At 69.5% G+C, this 20,179-nt stretch carries 19 protein-coding genes; 12 read left to right on the top strand and 7 right to left on the bottom strand.

Annotated features, from left to right (window positions below; translation table 11 throughout):
* From AWC08_RS08110 to AWC08_RS08120, 3 genes are all read right to left on the bottom strand, one after another.
* A partial coding sequence (locus AWC08_RS08110; protein ID WP_085087670.1) for a PE family protein occupies nt 1-1,482 on the bottom strand: 1,482 nt, incomplete at its 3' end.
* An 88-nt stretch (nt 1,483-1,570) separates the two neighbouring features.
* Nucleotides 1,571-2,701, bottom strand: a complete 1,131-nt coding sequence (gene otsB / locus AWC08_RS08115) for a trehalose-phosphatase (protein ID WP_065132296.1) — start codon at nt 2,699-2,701, stop codon at nt 1,571-1,573.
* A gap of 36 nt (nt 2,702-2,737) precedes the next feature.
* Nucleotides 2,738-3,964 (bottom strand): wax ester/triacylglycerol synthase domain-containing protein, encoded by a 1,227-nt coding sequence (locus AWC08_RS08120; RefSeq protein WP_065132297.1) that lies wholly within the window; start codon nt 3,962-3,964, stop codon nt 2,738-2,740.
* A gap of 231 nt (nt 3,965-4,195) precedes the next feature.
* On the opposite strand from AWC08_RS08120, the gene AWC08_RS08125 reads away from it, so the two are divergent.
* Both AWC08_RS08125 and AWC08_RS08130 read left to right on the top strand, forming a co-directional pair.
* On the top strand, nt 4,196-7,489 hold the full coding sequence (locus AWC08_RS08125) for an error-prone DNA polymerase (protein WP_065132298.1): 3,294 nt from the start codon (nt 4,196-4,198) through the stop codon (nt 7,487-7,489).
* 168 nt (nt 7,490-7,657) lie between these two features.
* Nucleotides 7,658-8,497, top strand: a complete 840-nt coding sequence (locus AWC08_RS08130) for an oxidoreductase (protein ID WP_232007967.1) — start codon at nt 7,658-7,660, stop codon at nt 8,495-8,497.
* Nucleotides 8,498-8,573: 76 nt separating this feature from the next.
* Here the strand turns inward: AWC08_RS08130 and AWC08_RS08135 are convergent, their stop codons facing one another.
* On the bottom strand, nt 8,574-8,984 hold the full coding sequence (locus AWC08_RS08135; RefSeq protein ID WP_065132304.1) for a TIGR03667 family PPOX class F420-dependent oxidoreductase: 411 nt from the start codon (nt 8,982-8,984) through the stop codon (nt 8,574-8,576).
* A gap of 23 nt (nt 8,985-9,007) precedes the next feature.
* On the opposite strand from AWC08_RS08135, the gene AWC08_RS08140 reads away from it, so the two are divergent.
* Nucleotides 9,008-9,646, top strand: a complete 639-nt coding sequence (locus tag AWC08_RS08140; protein ID WP_065132300.1) for a nitroreductase family protein — start codon at nt 9,008-9,010, stop codon at nt 9,644-9,646.
* Between the two features lie 104 nt (nt 9,647-9,750).
* A complete protein-coding gene (locus tag AWC08_RS08145) occupies nt 9,751-9,939 on the top strand; it encodes an aromatic-ring hydroxylase C-terminal domain-containing protein (RefSeq protein ID WP_065132301.1) in 189 nt (62 codons plus the stop codon).
* Nucleotides 9,940-10,287: 348 nt separating this feature from the next.
* Here AWC08_RS08145 and AWC08_RS37990 read toward each other — a convergent pair whose 3' ends face one another.
* Nucleotides 10,288-10,515: a hypothetical protein gene (locus AWC08_RS37990; protein WP_232007973.1), complete on the bottom strand. Its 228-nt coding sequence runs from the start codon at nt 10,513-10,515 to the stop codon at nt 10,288-10,290.
* Here AWC08_RS37990 and AWC08_RS37995 point away from each other — a divergent pair.
* Both AWC08_RS37995 and AWC08_RS38000 read left to right on the top strand, forming a co-directional pair.
* Nucleotides 10,465-10,587: a hypothetical protein gene (locus AWC08_RS37995; protein WP_232007971.1), complete on the top strand. Its 123-nt coding sequence runs from the start codon at nt 10,465-10,467 to the stop codon at nt 10,585-10,587. The genes AWC08_RS37990 and AWC08_RS37995 overlap by 51 nt on opposite strands.
* Nucleotides 10,588-10,687: 100 nt before the next feature.
* Nucleotides 10,688-10,960, top strand: a complete 273-nt coding sequence (locus AWC08_RS38000; protein WP_232007968.1) for a hypothetical protein — start codon at nt 10,688-10,690, stop codon at nt 10,958-10,960.
* Here the strand turns inward: AWC08_RS38000 and AWC08_RS08155 are convergent.
* Nucleotides 10,957-11,421, bottom strand: coding sequence for a tRNA (cytidine(34)-2'-O)-methyltransferase (locus AWC08_RS08155; RefSeq protein WP_065132302.1), 465 nt, complete (start codon nt 11,419-11,421; stop codon nt 10,957-10,959). The two genes, AWC08_RS38000 and AWC08_RS08155, sit on opposite strands and share 4 nt — an antisense overlap.
* A gap of 131 nt (nt 11,422-11,552) precedes the next feature.
* Here AWC08_RS08155 and AWC08_RS08160 point away from each other — a divergent pair, with 131 nt between their 5' ends.
* The 6 genes from AWC08_RS08160 (at nt 11,553) to AWC08_RS08185 (ending at nt 17,998) form a co-directional block, all read left to right on the top strand.
* Nucleotides 11,553-13,250: an alpha/beta hydrolase domain-containing protein gene (locus AWC08_RS08160; protein ID WP_065132303.1), complete on the top strand. Its 1,698-nt coding sequence runs from the start codon at nt 11,553-11,555 to the stop codon at nt 13,248-13,250.
* 220 nt (nt 13,251-13,470) lie between these two features.
* On the top strand, nt 13,471-16,095 hold the full coding sequence (locus AWC08_RS08165) for a HAMP domain-containing sensor histidine kinase (protein WP_142283470.1): 2,625 nt from the start codon (nt 13,471-13,473) through the stop codon (nt 16,093-16,095).
* Entirely contained in the window at nt 16,092-16,523 is a 432-nt protein-coding gene (locus tag AWC08_RS08170; protein ID WP_065132317.1) for a roadblock/LC7 domain-containing protein, read from the top strand. The genes AWC08_RS08165 and AWC08_RS08170 overlap by 4 nt, the downstream gene beginning before the upstream one ends.
* A complete protein-coding gene (locus tag AWC08_RS08175) occupies nt 16,499-16,873 on the top strand; it encodes a DUF742 domain-containing protein (RefSeq protein ID WP_065132318.1) in 375 nt (124 codons plus the stop codon). Before AWC08_RS08170 ends, AWC08_RS08175 begins: the two co-directional genes overlap by 25 nt.
* The gene (locus AWC08_RS08180; RefSeq protein WP_065132319.1) at nt 16,854-17,438 is read left to right on the top strand and encodes a GTP-binding protein; all 585 of its coding nucleotides are present in this window, start codon (nt 16,854-16,856) and stop codon (nt 17,436-17,438) included. Before AWC08_RS08175 ends, AWC08_RS08180 begins: the two co-directional genes overlap by 20 nt.
* Nucleotides 17,439-17,443: 5 nt before the next feature.
* The gene (locus AWC08_RS08185; RefSeq protein WP_069434332.1) at nt 17,444-17,998 is read left to right on the top strand and encodes a pentapeptide repeat-containing protein; all 555 of its coding nucleotides are present in this window, start codon (nt 17,444-17,446) and stop codon (nt 17,996-17,998) included.
* Between the two features lie 79 nt (nt 17,999-18,077).
* Here AWC08_RS08185 and AWC08_RS08190 read toward each other — a convergent pair.
* A partial coding sequence (locus AWC08_RS08190; RefSeq protein WP_085087676.1) for an ATP-binding cassette domain-containing protein occupies nt 18,078-20,179 on the bottom strand: 2,102 nt, incomplete at its 5' end.

Genomic DNA, 20,179 nt, shown 5'->3' on the forward strand with positions numbered 1-20,179 from the left:
GGCGCCCCCGGCGGCTCCGGTGTTGTTGTTTTCCCCGCCGACGCCGCCGCCCCCGCCGATCCCGCCGTTGCCGAACAGGCCGGCGTGGCCGCCGGCCCCGCCCGCGCCGCCAAGCGCTGTGGTCGAGCTGTTCGCGCCCGTCGAGCCGTTTCCGCCGGCTCCGCCGTTCCCGGCGGCGCCGAAGAGCAATCCGGCGTTCCCGCCGGCTGCACCGGCTCCGCCGTTACCGCTAGCCGCATTGACGCCGGCCTTGCCGCTGCTGAAGCTGCCGGGCGCGCCGCCGACGCCGCCGCCGCCGGCCGCGTCGCCGCTGCCACCGCTGCCGCCATTGCCGATCAGTAGCCCGCCGTTTTGGGCGGCTCCGCCGGCCCCGCCGCTGCCACCCGCGCCGCCGTTGCCACCGGTGCCGCCGCCGCTTCCGGAAGTGCCGCCGGAGCCGACGCCCCCTTTCCCGCCGCCGGCGCCGGCGCCGGCCAGGCCGCCGTGGCCGCCGCTGCCGCCGTCGCCGATCAGGAACCCGCTCTTGCCGCCGGCGCCGCCGGAGCCGCCCGCGCCGCCATCTCCGCCGTCACCGCCGGTACCGCCCGTGCCGGTTGGGTTAGCGGTGCCGGTGCCGCCCTGTCCGCCGTTGGCGCCGCTGCCCGCGTCGCCGCCGTGGCCGCCGTTGCCGAACAGCAGACCGGCGTTGCCGCCGCTGCCGCCATTGCCCCCGACGCCGCCGTCGATGCCGGAGTTGCCGGTACCTGCGGTGCCCGCGGCGCCGGCCGCGCCGGCCGCGCCGGTCCCACCGACACCGCCGTTACCCCACAGGAAGGCGCTGCCGCCGGCCCCGCCGCTGCCTCCGGCGGCACCGGTGGTGCCGGTGCCAGCGGCGCCGCTACCGCCGGCCCCGCCGTTGCCGTAGAGCCACCCGCCGGCACCGCCGGCGCCGCCACTGCCGCCGGATCCGCCGGCGAGTATGCCCGTGCCGCCGCTGCCCCCACTGCCGCCGTTGCCGATCAATCCGGCCGCCCCGCCGGCGCCGCCGGAGAGGCCGGAGTTGGCAGCTTGGGAGTAGCCGTTGCCGCCGTTGCCGTACAGCAGGCCACCGGCCCCGCCGTCGGGGTTGGTCGCCGTGCCGTCGGCGCCGTTGCCGATCAGCGCTCGGCCCAACAGCGTCTGGGTGGGCGCATTGATGGCGTCGAGCAAAGTCTGCTGGACGTTGGCGGCCTCGGCGGCCGCGTAGGCGCTGGCGCCGTTGGTCATGGCCATAACAAACTGGGCTTGAAACTGCGTCGCTTGCGCGCTGACGGCCTGGAAAGTGTGCGCGTGCTGGCCGAACACCGCGGCGATCGCTGCGGAGATCTCATCGGCCGCCGCGGCCTGCAGTTGCGTGGTGGGGCCCAGCGCCGCCACGCGGGCCGCGTCGACAGCTGATCTGATGGCCGCCAGGTCCGTTGCCGCTGAGGTCATGAATTCCGGACTTGCGAAGACGAACGACATGGCGGCCTTCCCGATAGACTGCCGCGCAGCCTAGCGCCAATCAGCACGCCTCGCACGGCGTCCCCCCCGGGATGGGAAGAGCCGCAATTTAATTCACGCGAGCGTCAGATAATTGCCGGGCCAGCCGGAGCGTGAATTCGGCGGCCTGTGCGGGACTGTCCAAGCCGAACAGCGCCGCAGTAGCCCGATCGCCATCATCGTTGTGCCGCACCAGGATTGGGATGCCGTCGGCGCGCACCGCGTCGAACGCGTCCTCGTCGGTGATGTCGTCGCCGAGATAAATCGGCAGCCGGGGCCCTTCCTGTGAACCGAGATGCTCCATCACCCAGCGCAAGGTCTTGCCCTTGTCCCAGTCCAGATCTGGGCGCAGCTCGATGACTTCGCGTCCCGTCGTCACCCGCAGCGCGTCGCGCTGTCCGGCGGTGCGGACGGCCGCCGCCACCTCACCCACCCGGTCCCGCGCGGCGTTGCGGTAGTGCACCGCAACGCCGAATCTCTTGTGCTCCACCACAACACCGGGAATCGACCCCAGCTGCTCACGAAGCCGCGCCGCTGCCTGTTCCAGCACCGGGATGGCCGTCGCGGCCTGTTCGTTCTGATGGTGGGTGCCATCGGGTGCGGTGAGCTCGAACCCGTGGCTGCCGGCGTACCAGATGCCGGGCAGACCCACCCGTTTGGACACGTCGGCCAGGTCGCGGCCGCTGAGTATCGCGACCGGGCATTGTGCGGCTAGTGCCTGCAGTGCTTCGGATGCGCCCGCGACGGGCCGGGCGGCGTTGGGATCGTTCACGATGTCCGACAGGGTGCCGTCGAAGTCGAAGAACACCGCGGGTGCCCTGCCGGCGCGGTCGACGGCGTGCAGGGCGTCGGGGAGTTCGGACATCCGCTTGTCCCCGCTGCGCACGGTGATCTCACCCGGATCGGTGACCACGGCGTCGGCGCCGGGGACCGGCTCGGAGCCGACACCGATGACCAGTGCGAAACCGGCGTCGCGGGCGGCACTGACACCGGCTGCGTCCGAGGCGACGACGGCGCACCGGCCCGGCCGGGTGGACAACTGCCGTGCCGCCTCGATCAGGCCGTCAGGCGCGCAGCCGGCGGTATCGACGCGGACCGAGCGCAGCCGGTCGAGTAGTGCCGGCGCAGGCGGCAACGCCGCGTCGAACAACACCGCGTCATGATGGCGTGGGTCAATGGTGACGGACCCCGACTTTGGCATGCCCCACCTTCTCACGAAGGCCGGTCCGGCAGTTCGTCAGTGGCGCACCCGCGCCGGCGGCGAGGACGGCCGCCACCGCGCCGCGCGGTTGGGCAGTGCGCGCGTCGGACGCTTGCGTCGGCCGTCGAACAGCACGACCGAGTCACGGCTGGCCGCCACCAGGCGCGCCACGCCCGACGCGATGCCCTCGGCGAGCACGTCAGGCGTGGCGTCGTAATCGGTGGTGATGCCGAAGATCAGGTCATCGCGGTAACTGAGAACCGCGACCCCGGTGCCGCGCTCCGGGGGCGTCGGTGGGATCGGCAGGAGGCGCTCGAGTCGCCGGCCCAGCAGGCGCAACTGATGGCGCGGCCCGGGCGGTGTGGTGTCCAGTGTCACCACAGTCTGCCGGGGCATCCGAGCCAGCGCATGAATCACGTTGACGCACAATGCTACCGGGGACTTGGCGGCGGGTCGCGGGCTGGCCTGGGCACGCACGGCGCGCAGCTGCTGAAGGGGGTCCCGGTGCTCGACGGGAAGGTGAGACAGCGCCGGCCCGAGAATGCGCAGCGCATCCTTTCGTGGCTGTTCGCCGCGTTGGTCGAGGGCGGTGCGAAATCCCTCGGTGACCGCCGCTAACGCGACGACGTCGGCGGTCACGCCGAACTTGCGCGAAATCTGGTCGACCGCGCCGCGCGGGACGACGACGGTCCGATAGCGGCGGGCGCTCGGTGGCGGGCCGCCGGCGAGTACGGCTCCAGCGACGGCGGCAAGGCCGTTGACGGCGCGCGCCGCGGCCTGCCATAGAGCGCCGGCCCAGCCGGGGGTGTCCGTGGGTGAAACGGTTTGCCCGACAGTGGAATCGGTGAAGGCGCCCCGGTCTTCGGGGGCGCAGAGGCGGGCGAGCAGATGGGCTGCAGGCAGGTGCTCGGCCAGGTCCCGGGCGATCCTGATCAGGATCGCCCATCGGTCGTCCTGCAGGCCTTCGATGATCCAGCATTCCCATCGTGGTCCGTCGGCAGCCAGCGGTCGTTCCGCGGCGTGGGCGATGGCTCGGAACAGTTCGCTGTCGTCACCGGGAGTCGGGAGTGCCACCCGGTGCACATGCGCCGTGATGTCCAAGCCCGGGTCCGGCGCGAACCGTTCGGCCAGTAGATCTTTGATCTCGCCGCACCCGGGGACGGGGCCGGCGAGGACGGCGACGGCTCCGGTCGCCATGCCCGCGGGCAGGTCCGAGTCCGGAGCCCGTGAATCTGCCGTGCCCGGTGCCATCAGTTCCGCCATGCCCAGCCCCCGCCGTTGTTTTTTCAATCTGTACCAGTATCGGGTCGGTGCCGGCACATTGCCAGGTCTGCCAGGTTAAGAACGTGTGTTCCAGATAAAGGTGCGTTTACGTGCGGCGATGGAGGGGCGCGTGACGCTGTTCGCAAATCGTTTCGGTGCCGTTGTGACGATGTTCGCACGGTCGACTCGTGACGCATGGCGTATCGAACGTTTGTTCGATAAAGTGGGTTCATGGGCTGGTATCACGGGCCGCCGAGTTGGGCCGAGATGGAACGGGTGCTCGACGGCAAGCCGCGCCATGCCGGTGTAGAGGCCCCGGTGGTGCCGGCTGGTGACGCTCCGTTATCGCACAAGCGGGGGTCGTACACGGCAAGACCCGACGGGCGGCGGGTTCGTTCCTCGGTCGCCTACGCCGAGCTGCATGCGCATTCGGCGTACAGCTTTCTCGACGGGGCCAGCACGCCGGAAGAGATGGTCGAGGAGGCCGCGCGGTTGGATTTGCGTGCCCTCGCGCTGACCGACCATGACGGCCTCTACGGGGCGGTGCGGTTCGCCGAAGCGGCCACCGAACTCGGCGTGCGAACGGTGTTCGGCGCTGAGCTGTCGTTGTCGTCGGTGGCCCGCACCGAACAGCCGGATCCGCCCGGTCCCCATCTGCTGGTGCTGGCCCGGGGCCCGGAAGGCTACCGGCGGCTGTCCCGGCAGCTGGCCGCCGCGCACCTGGCCGGTGGTGAGAAGGGCAAGCTGCGCTATGACGTCGACGCGTTGACCGCGGCGGCCGGCGGGCACTGGCACATTCTCACCGGATGCCGCAAAGGCGCAGTGCGGCAAGCGCTTTCCACAGGGGGACCGGAAGCGGCGAAGCGGGCGCTGGCCGATCTGGTGGACCGGTTCACCGCCGAGCGGATCAGTGTTGAACTGACCCATCACGGTCAGCCGCTCGACGACGAACGCAACGCGGCACTGGCCGAACTGGCGCCGTATTTCGGGGTCGGTGTCGTCGCCACCACCGGGGCTCATTTCGCGGGACCGTCGCGACGCCGGCTGGCCATGGCGATGGGCGCGATCCGGGCCCGGCAGTCCCTGGACGCCGCGGCCGGGTGGCTGGCCCCACTGGGCGGCTCACATCTGCGCTCGGGCGAGGAGATGGCCCGGTTGTTCGCGCATGTGCCCTTTGGGGGCCCTGACGTGGTGGCCGCCGCTGCCGAACTCGGCGAGCAGTGCGCGTTCGGCCTCGCATTGATCGCGCCACAGCTGCCGCCGTTCGGCGTTCCCGACGGGCACACCGAGGACAGCTGGCTGCGCACGTTGACCATGGCGGGTGCGGCCGATCGGTACGGTCCGGCCGAGCGGTCGCCGAAAGCGTATGCCCAGATCGAGCATGAGCTGAAAGTCATTGCCCAGTTGCGATTTCCTGGTTATTTCCTGGTGGTGCACGACATCACGCAGTTCTGCCGGCACAACGACATTCTGTGCCAGGGCCGGGGATCGGCGGCCAATTCCGCGGTCTGTTACGCCCTGGGGGTGACGGCGGTCGACCCGGTGGCCAACGATCTGCTGTTCGAGCGGTTCCTGTCGCCCGCCCGCGACGGGCCACCCGACATCGACATCGACATCGAGTCCGATCAGCGGGAAAAGGTCATCCAGTACGTCTACGACAAATACGGCCGCGACTATGCCGCCCAGGTGGCCAACGTCATCACCTACCGGGCACGCAGTGCGGTGCGCGACATGGCCCGCGCCCTGGGCTTCTCGCAGGGGCAGCAGGATGCGTGGAGCAAACAGATCAGTCACTGGAGTGGGCAGCCCGCCGATATCGAAGGTATCCCCGAGCAGGTCGTCGACCTTGCCGAGCAGATCCGCAACCTGCCGCGGCACATGGGCATCCACTCCGGCGGCATGGTGATCTGCGACCGCCCGATCGCCGACGTGTGCCCGGTGGAGTGGGCGCGCATGGAGAACCGCAGCGTCCTGCAGTGGGACAAAGACGACTGTGCGGCAATCGGTTTGGTGAAATTTGATCTGCTGGGTCTGGGCATGCTCTCGGCGCTGCACTACGCCCGGGACCTGGTGGCCGAGCACAAGGGCATCGAGGTGGATTTCGCCAGGCTCGACCTCTCCGAGCCCGCTGTGTACGAGATGCTGTCCCGGGCAGATTCGGTGGGCGTGTTCCAGGTCGAGTCGCGGGCCCAGATGGCCACCCTGCCGCGGCTGCGGCCCCGGATCTTCTACGACCTGGTGGTGGAGGTCGCGCTGATCCGGCCCGGGCCCATCCAGGGCGGGTCGGTGCATCCCTACATCCGGCGGCGCAACGGCCTGGACCCGGTGACCTACGACCATCCCTCCATGGAGCCGGCCCTGCGGAAAACGTTGGGTGTGCCGTTGTTTCAGGAACAGTTGATGCAACTGGCGGTCGACTGCGCCGGTTTCTCCGCGGCCGAGGCCGACCAGCTACGGCGCGCGATGGGGTCCAAGCGCTCGACCGAGCGCATGCAACGGCTCCGTGGCCGGTTCTACGAAGGCATGCGCTCCCTGCACGGTGCCCCCGACGCCGTGATTGACCGGATCTACGAAAAGCTGCACGCATTCGCCAATTTCGGGTTCCCGGAGAGCCACGCGCTGTCCTTCGCGTCGCTGGTGTTCTATTCGTCGTGGTTCAAGTTGCACCACCCGGCGGCGTTCTGCGCCGCGCTGTTGCGCGCCCAGCCGATGGGCTTCTACTCGCCGCAGTCGTTGGTGGCCGACGCGCGCCGGCACGGGGTGCTGGTGCACGGTCCGGATGTCAACGCCAGCCTGGCGCACGCGACCTTGGAAGATGCAGGGAACGCGGTCAGATTGGGGCTGGGCGCGGTCCGACATATCGGTGACGACCTGGCCGAGAAGCTGGCCGAAGAACGAAAAGCCAACGGCCCGTTCACCTCTCTGCTGGATCTGACGTCGCGGCTGCAACTGTCCGTGCCGCAGACCGAAGCGCTGGCGACGGCCGGGGCGCTGGGCTGCTTCGGCATGTCCCGGCGGGAGGGGCTGTGGGCGGCCGGGGCCGCGGCCACCCAACGGCCGGATCGGTTGCCCGGGGTGGGCTCGTCGTCACACATCCCGGAGCTGCCGGGAATGAGTGAGCTGGAGCTGGCCGCGGCCGACGTGTGGGCCACCGGCGTCTCCCCGGACAGTTATCCGACCCAGTTCCTGCGTTCGGACCTTGACGCGATGGGGGTGGTACCGGCGGCCGAGCTGGGATCAGTGCCCGACGGGGACCGGGTGCTGATCGCCGGAGCGGTGACACATCGGCAGCGGCCCGCGACCGCCCAGGGCGTGACGTTCGTCAACATCGAAGACGAGACCGGGATGGTCAACGTGCTCTGCACGCCGGGGGTGTGGGCCCGGCACCGCAAGCTCGCGCACACCGCACCGGCGCTGCTGATCCGCGGTCAGGTTCAGAACGCCAGCGGCGCGATCACCGTCGTCGCCGAGCGGTTGGGCCGCATCACCCTGGCCGTCGGCTCGAAGTCCCGGGACTTCCGGTGAACCGTTGCTTCCCCCCATGGTCACATTTGCTCGCCGGGGGTGGGTGCTCGCCCGGGCGGCTGCCGCGCTTTCCTATGAATTCACCAGCCATCTGCGTCTCAGGTAGACGCCCAATGGCGACGGTCGCAAAGTAAGACCGTTAGCGCCGATTGCGAAATGGGGGACGCCGTGTCTGCGTACAAGGTCTGGTTTCTCACCGGAGCGTCGCGTGGCTTCGGGCTCGAGATCGCCCGCGAGATCCTCAGGCGAGGGGACCGGGTCGTGGCAACCGCGCGTCGCGCCGGGCAGATTCCGGCGCTGTTCCCCGACGCGGACGACTCGCTACTCGCCATCGACCTCGACGTCACTGACGGTGACCAGGCGGCCGCGGCGGTGCGGAGCGCGGTCGCACGGTTCGGTCGCGTCGACGTGCTGGTGAACAATGCCGGCCGCGGCCTGCTCGGTGCCGTCGAGGAGTGTTCTGACGCGTCCGCGCGTGCGGTCTACGAGGTCAACGTGTTCGGCGCGCTCACCATGCAGCGCGCCGTGCTGCCGGTGATGCGCCGTCAACGGTCTGGTCACATCATCAACATCAGCTCGGTCGGCGGGCTGCTCGGATCGCCGGGTTGGGGCATCTACTGCTCCACCAAGTTCGCGATGGAAGGCTTCAGCGAGGCGCTGGCCCAGGAACTCAAGCCACTGGGGATCTGGGTCACCATAATCGAGCCGGGCTACTTTCGTACCGACTTCCTCGATGCATCCAGCCTCGGAACCGAAGAGACCGTCATCGCCGACTACGACTCCACCGCTGGGGCGGTGAGGGGGCACGCGGTGGACGTCAACCACGCCCAGCCCGGCGACCCGGTGAAGGCTGCGGCGGCGATCGTCGACATCGCGTCAGTGGCCGAGCCTCCGGTCCACCTGTTGCTGGGCACCGACTGCGTCGCCGCGGTCGAAGCCAAGATCGCTGACCTACAGGCCGACATCGAGAAGTGGCGATACGTCTCACTGTCCACCGACCACGATTAGCGTTATGCCGAACCTTTTGTGATGCAAGAACATTCGCTCTTGTCCTCGTCGGGTCATAGTGGGCCCGCGCAGGGCATCACGCCGTCGGCGTCGTCCACACTCTGGTCGGGGTGATCCGCAGCCGGGTGCTGTAGGAGCCCATTGAGTCGGTGAGACCGAACTGGTCGGACAGTTCCCGGTACTTCGCCCAGTAGGGCTCGTCGGTGCGGCAGTCGACATCGGTGGCGTCCACCGCCGCCGTGCCCCCGACGACGATGATGCCGCCGCCGTTGCCGTCGGAATCCAGGTTAAGGCTGACCTGCGGGCGGCCCTTGACGTGGGCGACTTTGGCCGCGCTGGGCATGGTGTAGACGATCACGTCGGTGCCGTCGAAGTAGAACCAGATCAACCGTGGGACCGGCTGGCCCGACTTGGCGACCGTGGTCAACCAGCCGTAATCATCGGATTCGAGTCTGCTGGAAACCTCTTGCGACAGTTCGATACTCATGACCCCAACGGTAGCCTCCACACATGACCCTCAACCTGACCGTCGATGAAGTCCTGAGCACCACCCGCTCGGTCCGCAAACGACTCGACTTCGACAAACCGGTTCCGCGCGACGTGCTGATGGAATGCCTCGACCTCGCCCTGCAGGCACCCACGGGGTCGAACTCCCAAGGGTGGCAATGGGTCTTCGTCGAGGACCCGGACAAGAAGAAGGCGATCGGCGACGTCTACCTGTCCAACGCCAGCGGCTACCTCAGCTCACCGGCACCGGAGTACAACGATTCCCGCGGGGAGCGGATGGGCAAGGTCCGCGACTCGGCGGCCTATCTCGCCGAGCGCATGCACGAGGTGCCGGTGCTGCTCATCCCGTGCATCAGCGGCCGGGAAGAGAGCTCACCGATCGGCGGAGTGTCGTTCTGGGCATCGCTGTTCCCGGCGGTGTGGAGTTTCTGCCTGGCCTTGCGCTCCCGCGGGCTGGGTTCCTGCTGGACGACGCTGCACCTGCTCGGCGACGGCGAACGCCAGGTGGCCGACATCCTGGGCATCCCCTATGACGAGTACAGCCAGGGCGGGCTGTTCCCGATCGCCTACACCAAGGGCACCGACTTCCGGCCGGCCAAACGGTTGCCGGCCGAAAGCCTGACGCACTGGAACGGCTGGTGACCAGCGGTCCGCAACCCGGGTACTTTCTGCGCTGTGCCTGACGCCGTCATCGCCGGAGCCGGTCGCAACGGCCTGATGCTGGCTGCTCGTCCGAGGGTGCCGCGGTGGCCGCCGCCGCCAACGGGGCTCGCGCGCTCACCATCGCGACCGGTCAACCCGGCGGGGAGGTGGCCGCGCAGGAGGTGCTAGTGCGTCCCGACGGGTACGTGGCCTGGGCGCCGTCGTCCCCCGAACCGGACATCGCCGGCCTGGGTAGTGCCCTGACCAGCTGGTTCGGCATCAGCCTGGGGTGATTTGTCCTCCCGTTGTCCCCCGATCGGTGGACACGCGATTCATCCCTGTTTGTCCCCTATCGGGGGACACCGCGGACGGTGTGCGTCGGGCAAGCTCAGTGACAACAACGTCATCACAGACGAGAAGTCATCACCGAGAAGCTTCGACCGGAAGGAACCACCTATGAGCCACGCGCTTCTGTTCCAAGAGATCGAGGCCGTCTCCACGCTGCCGTCCTTCGGCGCGGAAGACTGCGTCTGATATCCGCGCCGTCATGACGGCGCCCCCAAGCTGTGGCACGTTTCCCCCCTGCCCCCCCAACGTGCCCTGTGGAAAGCAGGCTCGTGCGTATGCACGAGCCTGCTTCTTCATGTCAGGGGTATATCTGATGCGCGCCTTCCTCGCCCGATGGAAGCGCCGTCGAGATCTTCCGGCGGCTGCCGGCCGGCCCGGACCTGGAACTGATCTGTAGTCAGATCGCGCCGCACAGCTCGGTGCTGGATCTCGGTGCCGGCGCCGGACGGCTGGCCGACCCGCTGGCCGAACTGGGACACCAGGTCACCGCCGTCGACGAATCCGCCGACATGCTGTCTCACGTTCGTCGGCGCGGACGGTACACGCCAGCTTCGCGGAGCTGCGGTTGCCGGAGCGGTTCGACGCCGTGGTGATGGCCGGTTGCCTACTCAACTACCACAGTCCCGAGGCTCGGCACACCGCGCTCATCGCGGCGGCCCGTCACCTCACACCGTCGCGAACCGCCCTGATCCAGTGGCGATTCCCGCAGTGGTTCGCGATGCGCAGCGAAGGCCGGCACCGCATGGTCAGCGGCTCCAGCGTGCAGACGATGACCATCCACACAGCCGCGACGGGGTGCTGGCCGGCGAATTCGGTCTGGAGGTCGGCGGCCACGTCCACCGGCAGCCGTTCGAATTCCGGCTGCTGCCCACGGCGCAGCTCCTCGACGAACTCCACGACGCGGGCCTGCGGCTCGAGACCCCCGAACCCGAGACCACCGAATGGCTGCGGGCCGTCCTGCGCTAGATGGAGCCGTCATAGCCCTGCTGCCGCCACGCTTCGTACACCGCCACGGCGGCCGCGTTGGACAGATTCAGTGAGCGTCGCCCGGCCAGCATCGGAATCCGCACCCGCGCGGTGATGTGCGGGTCGGCCAGCGTGGTCGCGTCGAGCCCGGTGGGCTCGGGCCCGAACATCAGCACGTCGCCGGGTGCGTAGGCGACGTCGGCGAACCGCTTGGTGGCCTGAGCGGTGAACGCGAACACCCGCACCGGCCCCAGCACCCGCCACGCCTGCTCCAGCGATTCGTGCACGGTGACCGAGGCCAGGTCGTGGTAGTCCAGGCCCGCGCGGCGCAGCTTCGGCTCGGACAAGTCGAAACCCAGCGGCTCCACCAGGTGCAGTTCGCAGCCGGTAGCGGCGGCTGTGCGGATGGCGTTGCCGGTGTTCGGCGCGATGCGCGGGGAATAGAACAGCAGCCGGAACACCCGTCGATCATGGCAAAGCGACCCGCTTGCGTAATCCTTGCGCCTTTCTTGGCGTCATCGCCAAGGCGTCTTCAAGAACTCGCCAAGGGCTCTGCAGAAATCTGTCAGCAGACCCAAGGGGAGGAGCCGAGATGTCAGTCGAGTCAGTCCAGGTGCGCAACGTCTACCCGCACACCGACAACCGCTACGAGAACGTGGAGGCGACGGTCACCTTCGCCGTCGACCCCGACTACCAGGCGAACGAACGCATCGCCGACCTGAGGCTGGCGCCCCGCGACGCCGACGGGCTGGTGCGCTTCGACGCCGACCTGCGGCTGTTGCGCCCGGTGAGCGGCGGCAACGGCAAGCTGCTGTTCGTGGTGCCCAACCGGGGCGTCCCCACCAACGCGCCCTGGCTTAAGAACGGATTCCTGCTCGAGCGCGGCTGGACCATCGCCTCGTGCGGCTGGCAGTGGGACGTGCAGCGCGGGCCGGCGATCTTGGGCATGACGGCGCCGCAGGCGGACGTGGCACCCGGCTTCATGCGCCTGCAGTGGCGTTCGGACAGCATCCGGGCGGACCACCCGCTCAGCTTCTCGGCGCCCGAAATCGAATCGATCCCCGGCGCCGAGGCGCTGTTCACCTTCACCGCCTACCCGACCGTCGACGTCGAGGACCCCGACGCGGTGCTGACCGTGCGCACCGCACCCGACGCCGAGCCGACGACCATCCCCCGGAACACGTGGCGCTTCACCGACGAGACCCACGTCGCCCTGGACGGCGGATTCCAGCCCTTCCACATTTATGAGCTCGTCTACCGCAGCGCGCTGGCCCCGGTCGCCGGCTGCGGTTTGCTGGCGATCCGCGACATCGTCTCGCATCTGCGCGCCGACGGCATCACCCACACCTTCGCCTACGGCGTCTCGCAGGCGGGCCGGCTGCTACGACAGTTCCTGTCCGACGGGCTGAACATCGACGAATCCGGGATGGCGGTGTTCGACGGCGTCTTCAGCGACTTCGCCAGCGCCAACCGCGGTGAGTTCAACCACCGCTACGCCCAGCCCTCCACCCCGGGCAGAAGCGGCACCGAGGGTCCGTTCGGCAACGCTGACCTACTCGCCCGCCAGCGCCGACTCGGCGGCGTCCCGAAGATCATCTTCACCAACAGCGCGACCGAGTACTGGCAGGGTGACGGCGCGCTGGTGCACGTCGACCCGGAATCCGGCGCCGACCTGCCCGAGGACCCCGACGTCCGCACCTACCTGCTGGCCGGCACCGACCACTTCGGCAGCAGCAAGATCAAGGACGCGCTGCCCGCCGCCAACCCGGTGCACCACCTCGACGTCACGCCGGTCACCCGGGCACTGCTGATCGCGCTGCAGGACTGGGTGGCCGACGAAATCGAGCCCCCGGCCAGCCGGGTGCCGCGGACGGCCGACGGCACCGCGGTGGCCCGCAAGGAGGTCTTGTCGGCCTTCGGTCACGTGAACACGCCGGCGCCCGCCTGGCTGCCGTCGTCGTACCACGTCGACCTGGTGTCGGCGGTCGACGAGGACGGCAACGAAGTCGCCGGTGTCCGGCTGCCCGCGGTCGCCGCGCCGCTGGCCACCTACACGGGCTGGAACGCCCGCCGGTTTGTCGAGGAGTTGCCCGACGTGATGTACGAGCGCATCGGCAGCAAGCTGCCGTTCCGGCCCGGGCGTCCGTCGGTGGCCGAGCGCTACCCCAGCCGTGACGACTATGCCGCGGCCGTGCGGTCGGCCGCGCAGGCACTGCTCGAGCAGCGGTTCCTGCTCAGTGCGGAGTTCGATGCGGTCGTGAAGAAGGCCGTGGCCGACTATCCCGGATAAGTTTGCCGGCCCGCTAGCCCGCCACCCGGGCTGGTTGCGGCGAACCTTATCTACTCAGTAACAATTATGGAGACCCCGGCTGGCGGCTGTCATACTCGTCGAATTGCCAGGCATTGCACGCCCGCGGCCATCTGCCGGCGCATAAAGCAGCAGGAAGTCTCATGAGTCTCTCGTCCCACGCGTTGCCAACAGAAGGTGCGGCCGGCCCGGCCGCCGGCACGTGACCATGTTCGCCCGCCCGACCAATCAGGTCGCGGCGGCTCCTCCCGCCGTCCCGCCGCCCGCCCCGCCCGCCAAGCCGGCCAAGCGGCCGCCGGGATGGTCGCTGCGCAACTGGCCGGTGCGCTGGAAGGTGTTCGCGATCGCCCTGGTGCCGCTGCTGCTGGCGACGACGTTCGGCGCGCTGCGCGTGCAGTCGGAGATGTCCACTGCTAGCGGCCTGCGGCTGGCCGCAGCCCGAGCCGACGTGATCCCGACCATCACCAAATACATGTCGGCGCTCGACGTCGCTCTGCTGGCCGGCTCCACCGGACGCGACTTGGACGGGGCCAAGAAGAACTTCTCGGCCCGCAAGTACGAACTGCAGACCCGGCTGGCCGATACCGACGTGATCCCCGACGTCCGCTCCGGTGTCAACTCGCTGCTCAACGGCGGGCAGTCGCTGCTGGACAAGGTGCTGGACAACAGCATCGGCCTGCGCGACCGGATCACCACCTACGCGCCGCTGCTACTGACCGCCGAGGACGCGATCAACGCCTCGGTGCAGGTCGACAGCGAAAGCATCCGATCTCAGGTCGAGGGTCTGAGCCGGGCCATCGGGGCCCGCGGCCAGATGACCATGCAGGAGATCCTGGTGACCCGCGGCGCCGATCTGCCCGACCCGCAGTTGCGCACCGCGATGATCACCCTGGCCGGCACCGAACCGTCGACCTTGTTCGGGATGAGCCAAGTGCTGGGCAGCGGCTCACCGGACGCCAAGAACCTGCAGCAGCAGATGGTGGCCCGCATGGCGATCATGTCCGATCCGGACAGTGTGCTGGTGGACAACGCCGACCTGCTGCGCTCCATCCACACCACCCAGGGCATTGCCGAGCAGATCATCAACGGCACCACGGATTCGGTGACCAGAGCGGTGCAGAGCCAGGCGACGGAGCGGCGCGATGCGGCGGTGCGCGATGCCGTGCTGGTGCTGTTCGCCATCGGCATCGCCCTGGCGATCGTGTTGCTGGTGGCACACGCGCTGATCAAACCGCTGCGGGTGTTGCGCGACGGCGCCCTGAAGGTCGCCCATACCGACCTCGAGACCGAGATCGACCGGGTACGGGGCGGCGCCGAACCCATCCCGCAGCCGCTGGCGGTGTACACCACCGAGGAGATCGGGCAGGTGGCCCACGCCGTCGACGAACTGCATACCCAGGCGCTGCTGCTGGCCGGTGACGAGGCCCGGTTGCGTTTGCTGGTCAACGACATGTTCGAGACCATGTCGCGGCGCAGCCGTTCCCTGGTGGACCAGCAGCTGTCGCTCATCGACCGCCTCGAGCGCAACGAGGAAGACCCCGAGCGGCTGGACAGCCTGTTCCGGCTGGACCATCTGGCCGCGCGGCTTCGCCGCAACAGCGCCAACCTGCTCGTCCTGGCCGGCGCCCCGATCGGCCGCGACCAGCGCGAACCGGTCCCGCTGGCGACGGTGATCAACGCCGCGGTGTCCGAGGTGGAGGATTACCGCCGCGTCGAGATCGCCTCGGTCGCCGACTGCACCGTGCTCGGCGGGGCAGCCGGGGGCATCATCCACCTGCTCGCGGAGCTGATCGACAACGCGCTGCGCTACTCGCCGCCGACCACCTCGGTCAAGGTGTCTGCGGTGCGGGGCAGCGAGGGCGGGGTACTGCTGCGGATCGCCGACGCCGGGCTGGGGATGACCGAATCCGATCGGCGGATGGCGAACATGCGGCTGCAGGCCGGCGGCGAGGTCACCCCGGAGAACGCCCGTCACATGGGCCTGTTCGTGGTGGGCCGACTGGCCGCGCGGCACGGTTTGCGGGTCGGTTTGCGAGGTCCGGCGACCGGCGAAGCCGGTACCGGCACCACCGCGGAGGTCTACCTGCCGCTGGCGGTGCTGGTCGAGGGCCAGGCACAGGTTCAGGCGCCGCAACGCCAGTTCTTCGCGGTGCGCCCGCCCGAGCCGGAGCCCGCGGCGGCGCCGCTGCACACCGGGCAGGGCGGAACATCGGTCACGTCCCTGCCGCGGCGCAGTCCCGGATCCAGCGGTATCACCGAAGCCCCGGCCGCGGAGGCTCGCGCCCCGGAACAATCCAAGCGTCCGTTGCCGACGCCGTGGTGGGAGAAGGGATCCGCGCAGCCACCGGCGCCCGCACCACAGCCCGCGCAGTCCGGGGCCGGCGCGGCGTCGGACACCTCGGCGTTCTTCGCCCGGCGCCCCGCACCCGCGCAGCCGGCCAAACCCGAGCCGCCCGACCTGACCCCGTCGGCTCCCCAGGACGACGACGTGATCTACCAGCGCATGCTCTCAGAGATCATGGGCGACCCGCACCAGCTGGTCGACAGCCCCGACCTGGACTGGCAGACGGTGTGGGACCGCGGCTGGTCGGCCGCCGCCCAGGCCGAGGACAAGCCGGTGGAGTCCCGCACCGAGCACGGGTTGCCGATGCGCACCCCAGGTGCACGCCTGGTGCCCGGCGCCGCGGAGCCCGACGAGCCGGCGGCCTCGAACGGCGCATTCCACACCCGCGACCCCAACGCGGTCCGCACCTCCATCGGCAGCCATTTCAGCGGCGTGCGCTCCGCCCGGTCCCACGCCCGTGATACCCAGGAAGGCGAGCAATGACGGTCCAATCGTCGTACAGCCCACTGGACTGGCTGGTGTCGAAATTCGTGCGCGAGGTGCCCGGCGTGGCGCACGCGCTGCTGGTGTCGGTGGACGGCTTACCGGTCGCGGCGAGCGAGCACCTGCCGCGCGAGCGCGCCGACCAGCTGGCCGCCGTGGCGTCCGGGCTGGCCAGCCTCGCCACCGGCGCCGCGCAGCTGTTCGAGGGTGGACAGGTGCTGCAGTCGGTGGTGGAGATGCAGAACGGGTTCCTGCTGCTGATGCGCGTCGGGGACGGTTCGCACCTGGCGACCCTGGCGATGCCGTCGTGCGATATCGGTCAGATCGGGTACGAGATGGCCATCCTTGTCGAACAGGTGGGCAACGTGGTGCAGTCCGCCCGCCGCGCCGAATCTGGACCGCAGTGGACGAACGCGAGCCGGCGGTAACCGCCGGCCAACCGAACCTGGTCCGGCCGTACACTTTGACGGCCGGGCGGACCGGCACCGACGTCGACCTGCCGTTGGAGGCGCCGGTGCAGACCCTGCAGGCGGGGCTGGCCCACCGGTGGCCGGCCGGGGACGCCCGCGGCAAGATCCTGCAACTGTGCACCGCGAGCCCGTCGGTGGCCGAAATCTCGGCCCGGCTGGATTTGCCGGTCGGTGTTGCGCGCGTCCTGGTCGGCGATCTGGTCACGGCCGGTTACCTTCGGGTGCAGCGGACCTTGACCGACCGTTCGACCCGCGATGAGCGCCACGAGCTCATAGGAAGGACCCTGCGTGGCTTACGAGCACTATGAAGGGGCTCCTGTCCATGACACCGCGTCGACCAAGATCGTCATCGCGGGCGGCTTCGGCGCGGGCAAGACCACCTTCGTGGGCGCGGTGTCGGAGATCATGCCGTTGCGCACCGAGGCGATGGTCACCGACGCCTCGGCGGGGGTCGACATGATCGAGGCGACGCCCGACAAGCGCACCACCACTGTCGCGATGGACTTCGGCCGCATCACCTTGGCCGAGGATCTGGTGCTCTACCTGTTCGGGACGCCGGGCCAGCGCCGGTTCTGGTTCATGTGGGACGACCTGGTGCGCGGCGCGATCGGGGCGATCGTGCTGGTCGACGTCCGGCGGCTGCAGGACAGCTTCGCGGCCGTCGACTTCTTCGAACACCGCCGGTTGCCGTTCGTGGTGGCGGTCAACCAGTTCGACGGCGCGCCGCGCTATCCGGTCGGGGAGGTGCGCAAGGCGCTGACGCTGCCCGAGCACATCCCGGTGATCAGCGTCGACGCCCGCAACCGCCACTCGGCGCGCGACGCGTTGATCGCGGTGAGTGAATACGCGCTGGCCAGCCTGGCGAGCAGCTAACCGCCTTGCAGTGGGCCGACCGCGAATTCAGCGGCGAGGATTTCCGGGACATCCAAGACGGGGACCTCAGCCGGTTGCAGACAGACCGGGTCGTGTTCACCGAGTGCGATTTCAGCGGGGTGAATTTGGCCGAGTCCGTGCACCGGGGGTCGGCCTTCCGCAACTGTATCTTCACTCGAACTACGCTGTGGCACAGCACTTTTGCGCAGTGCAGCATGCTCGGCTCGGTGTTCGCGCAGTGTCGGCTGCGGCCGGCGACGTTCGACGAGGTGGACTTCACGCTGGCGGTGCTGGGCGGTAACGACCTGCGTGGTGTCGACCTGAGTGGGTGCCGGCTGCGCGAGACCAGCCTGGTGGAGACCGATCTGCGCAAGAGCGTGCTGCGCGGCGCCGATCTGCGCGGCGCCCGCACCACGGGTACCCGGCTGGACGGCGCCGACCTGCGGGGCGCCAGCGCCGACCCGTCGTTGTGGACCACCGCGTCGTTGACGGGTGCCCGGATCGACGTGCCGCAGGCGCTGGCGTTCGCGTTGGCCCACGGCCTAAGACTGGACGCGTAGGTCCCCTGCCGAGCAGACGCAAAGGCCCCTGGGAGCGCATGCTCCCGGGGCCTTTTGCGTCTGCTCGCGCCCGGAAAGCTCACCGCCGCAGCCGGATTCGCCACCACACCACCGCCGAGTAGGCCACCGACAGCGCTGCCAGCATCGCCATGTCGAACAGCCACGCGGGCCGGGAGTGCGTCCAGTGACTGTCCTCCGGGCTGATCGATCCTGGTACCAGCTCGCGCAGGTTGACGGTGGCCGCCGAGGCGCCGTAGCCCCAGCGGGCCGGCGCCAGCCACGACAGCTGGTCGAGAAACATCCGGTTGGTCACCGGGACCACGCCACCGGCCAGCACCAGCTGCAGCATCAGCGACAGCACCAGCAGCGGCATGATCTGCTCGTTGGACCGGGCGACGGACGACAGCAGCAACCCGAGAATCGCCGAGGCCACACACGTCGCGGCGATGCTGACGAACAGCTCGAAGCTGGGGTCACCCAGCAGCACCGCCTTCTCGGTCGGCGCGCCTTTGCCCAGCAGCACGATGCCGGTGGCGATCGCGGCCTGCGCGATGGCGAAGACGCAGAACACGCCGACCTTGGCGCCCAGGTAGGCCCAGGTGGACAGGCCCACCGCCTGTTCCCGCCGGAATATCGCGCGCTCGCCGATCAGATCGCGGATCGTGAGCGCGGTTCCCATGAAGACGGCGGCGATGCTGAGCAAATTGAGTATCTGCGCGGCCTCGTCGGGGGTGTTGCTGGTCGCCTCGGCGAAGCCGAACCCGCGGTCACCGGGGACCGTCAACGACAGCGCGCCCAGGATGAAGGGCAGCACCGCCAGGAAGATGAAATATGCGCGGTCGGCGATGACCAGCCGCACCTGGCGTCGGGCAATGGTCGAGAACTGGCGCGCGGCGCTGGTGTGGGAGGGGGCGCCCAGCTCGGACGGTTTCTGCGTCTCGATCGGGATGAACGGCTGGCTCTGAGCCAGAAACCGCCGATTGGCTTCGTCGGGGTTGGCGCCCACTTTGGCGAAGATGTGGGCCCAGTTGGAGGTGCCCATGGCGGCGGCGATCTCGTCGGGCGGGCCCAAGAACGCCGTCTTGCCGCCGGGCGCCATCAGCAGCACCTGGTCGCACACGTCGAGGTAGGTCAGGGAGTGGGTGACCACCAGCACAACTCGCCCGGCGTCGGCGAGTTGTCGCAGCATCGTCATCACCTGCAAGTCCAGCGCGGGGTCCAGACCGGATGTCGGCTCATCGAGGATCAGCAGGGACGGGCCGGTCAGCAGTTCCAGGGCAACCGACGCGCGTTTGCGCTGGCCGCCGGACAGCTGGTCGACCCGGGTGTCGGCGTGCTGGGTGAGTCCGAGCTCGTCGAGCACCTGGGCGATGACCCGCGCCCGGTCCGCCTTGGTGGTGTCGGGCGGCAACCGCAACTCGGCGGCGTAACCCAGCGCCTGGTTGACGGTCAGCTGGCGGTGCACGACGTCGTCTTGCGGCACCATGCCGATCCGGCTGCGCAACGAGGCGTACTCGGTGTGGATGTTGTGTCCCGCGAAGGTCACCGCGCCTGAACTCGGGGTGGTGTATCCGGCGATAAGCCGGGCCAGGGTGGTCTTGCCGGCGCCCGAGCCGCCGATGATGGCGGTCAGGGTGCCGGGTCGCGCGGTCATCGACACCTTCTGCAGCAGCGTCTTGCCGTCGACGCCGAAGCTGACCTCGTTGACTTCCAGGCCGCCGGCGCGGGTGGCGGCTTCGGTGCGCCGGACCAGGGTGCCGCCGGTGAAGGTCAGATCGACGTTGCCGATGGTGACGACGTCGCCGTCGCTCAGCACCGCCGAGCCCACCCGGATGCCGTTGACGAACGTCCCGTTGATGCTGTGGTTGTCGCGGATCTCGGTGCCCAGGGCGGTCGGAGCCAGGTAGGCGTGCCGTCGCGAGGCGAGCACGTCGGAGACGACGACGTCGCAGTCCTCGGCGCGCCCGACCCAGGCGGTGCGGCCGACCGGGGCGGCCAGGTTGTCCGGCGCGCCGAGCACATTGATGCCGCGGGTCGGGACCTGCGACACGGTGCTCACCGGCCCCAGCCGGTTGGTGGGCGCCTCCTGCGAGGGGTCCGGCCGGCCGGGGGGCGCAGGTCGCCGGAAAACCCGCGGCGGCGGCGCCGGCGGTGCCGCCGGTGGTGGAGGCGCGGGAGGGC

Source organism: Mycobacterium gordonae, assembly GCF_002101675.1.
GTDB lineage: Bacteria > Actinomycetota > Actinomycetes > Mycobacteriales > Mycobacteriaceae > Mycobacterium > Mycobacterium gordonae.

Excerpts from the sequence above, each read along its gene's own strand:
- otsB (WP_065132296.1), bottom strand. The coding sequence starts at position 2,701 with ATGCCAAAGTCGGGGTCCGTCACCATTGACCCACGCCATCATGACGCG.
- AWC08_RS08120 (WP_065132297.1), bottom strand. The coding sequence starts at position 3,964 with ATGGCGGAACTGATGGCACCGGGCACGGCAGATTCACGGGCTCCGGAC.
- AWC08_RS08125 (WP_065132298.1), top strand. The coding sequence starts at position 4,196 with ATGGGCTGGTATCACGGGCCGCCGAGTTGGGCCGAGATGGAACGGGTG.
- AWC08_RS08135 (WP_065132304.1), bottom strand. The coding sequence starts at position 8,984 with ATGAGTATCGAACTGTCGCAAGAGGTTTCCAGCAGACTCGAATCCGAT.
- AWC08_RS08140 (WP_065132300.1), top strand. The coding sequence starts at position 9,008 with ATGACCCTCAACCTGACCGTCGATGAAGTCCTGAGCACCACCCGCTCG.
- AWC08_RS08160 (WP_065132303.1), top strand. The coding sequence starts at position 11,553 with ATGTCAGTCGAGTCAGTCCAGGTGCGCAACGTCTACCCGCACACCGAC.
- AWC08_RS08170 (WP_065132317.1), top strand. The coding sequence starts at position 16,092 with ATGACGGTCCAATCGTCGTACAGCCCACTGGACTGGCTGGTGTCGAAA.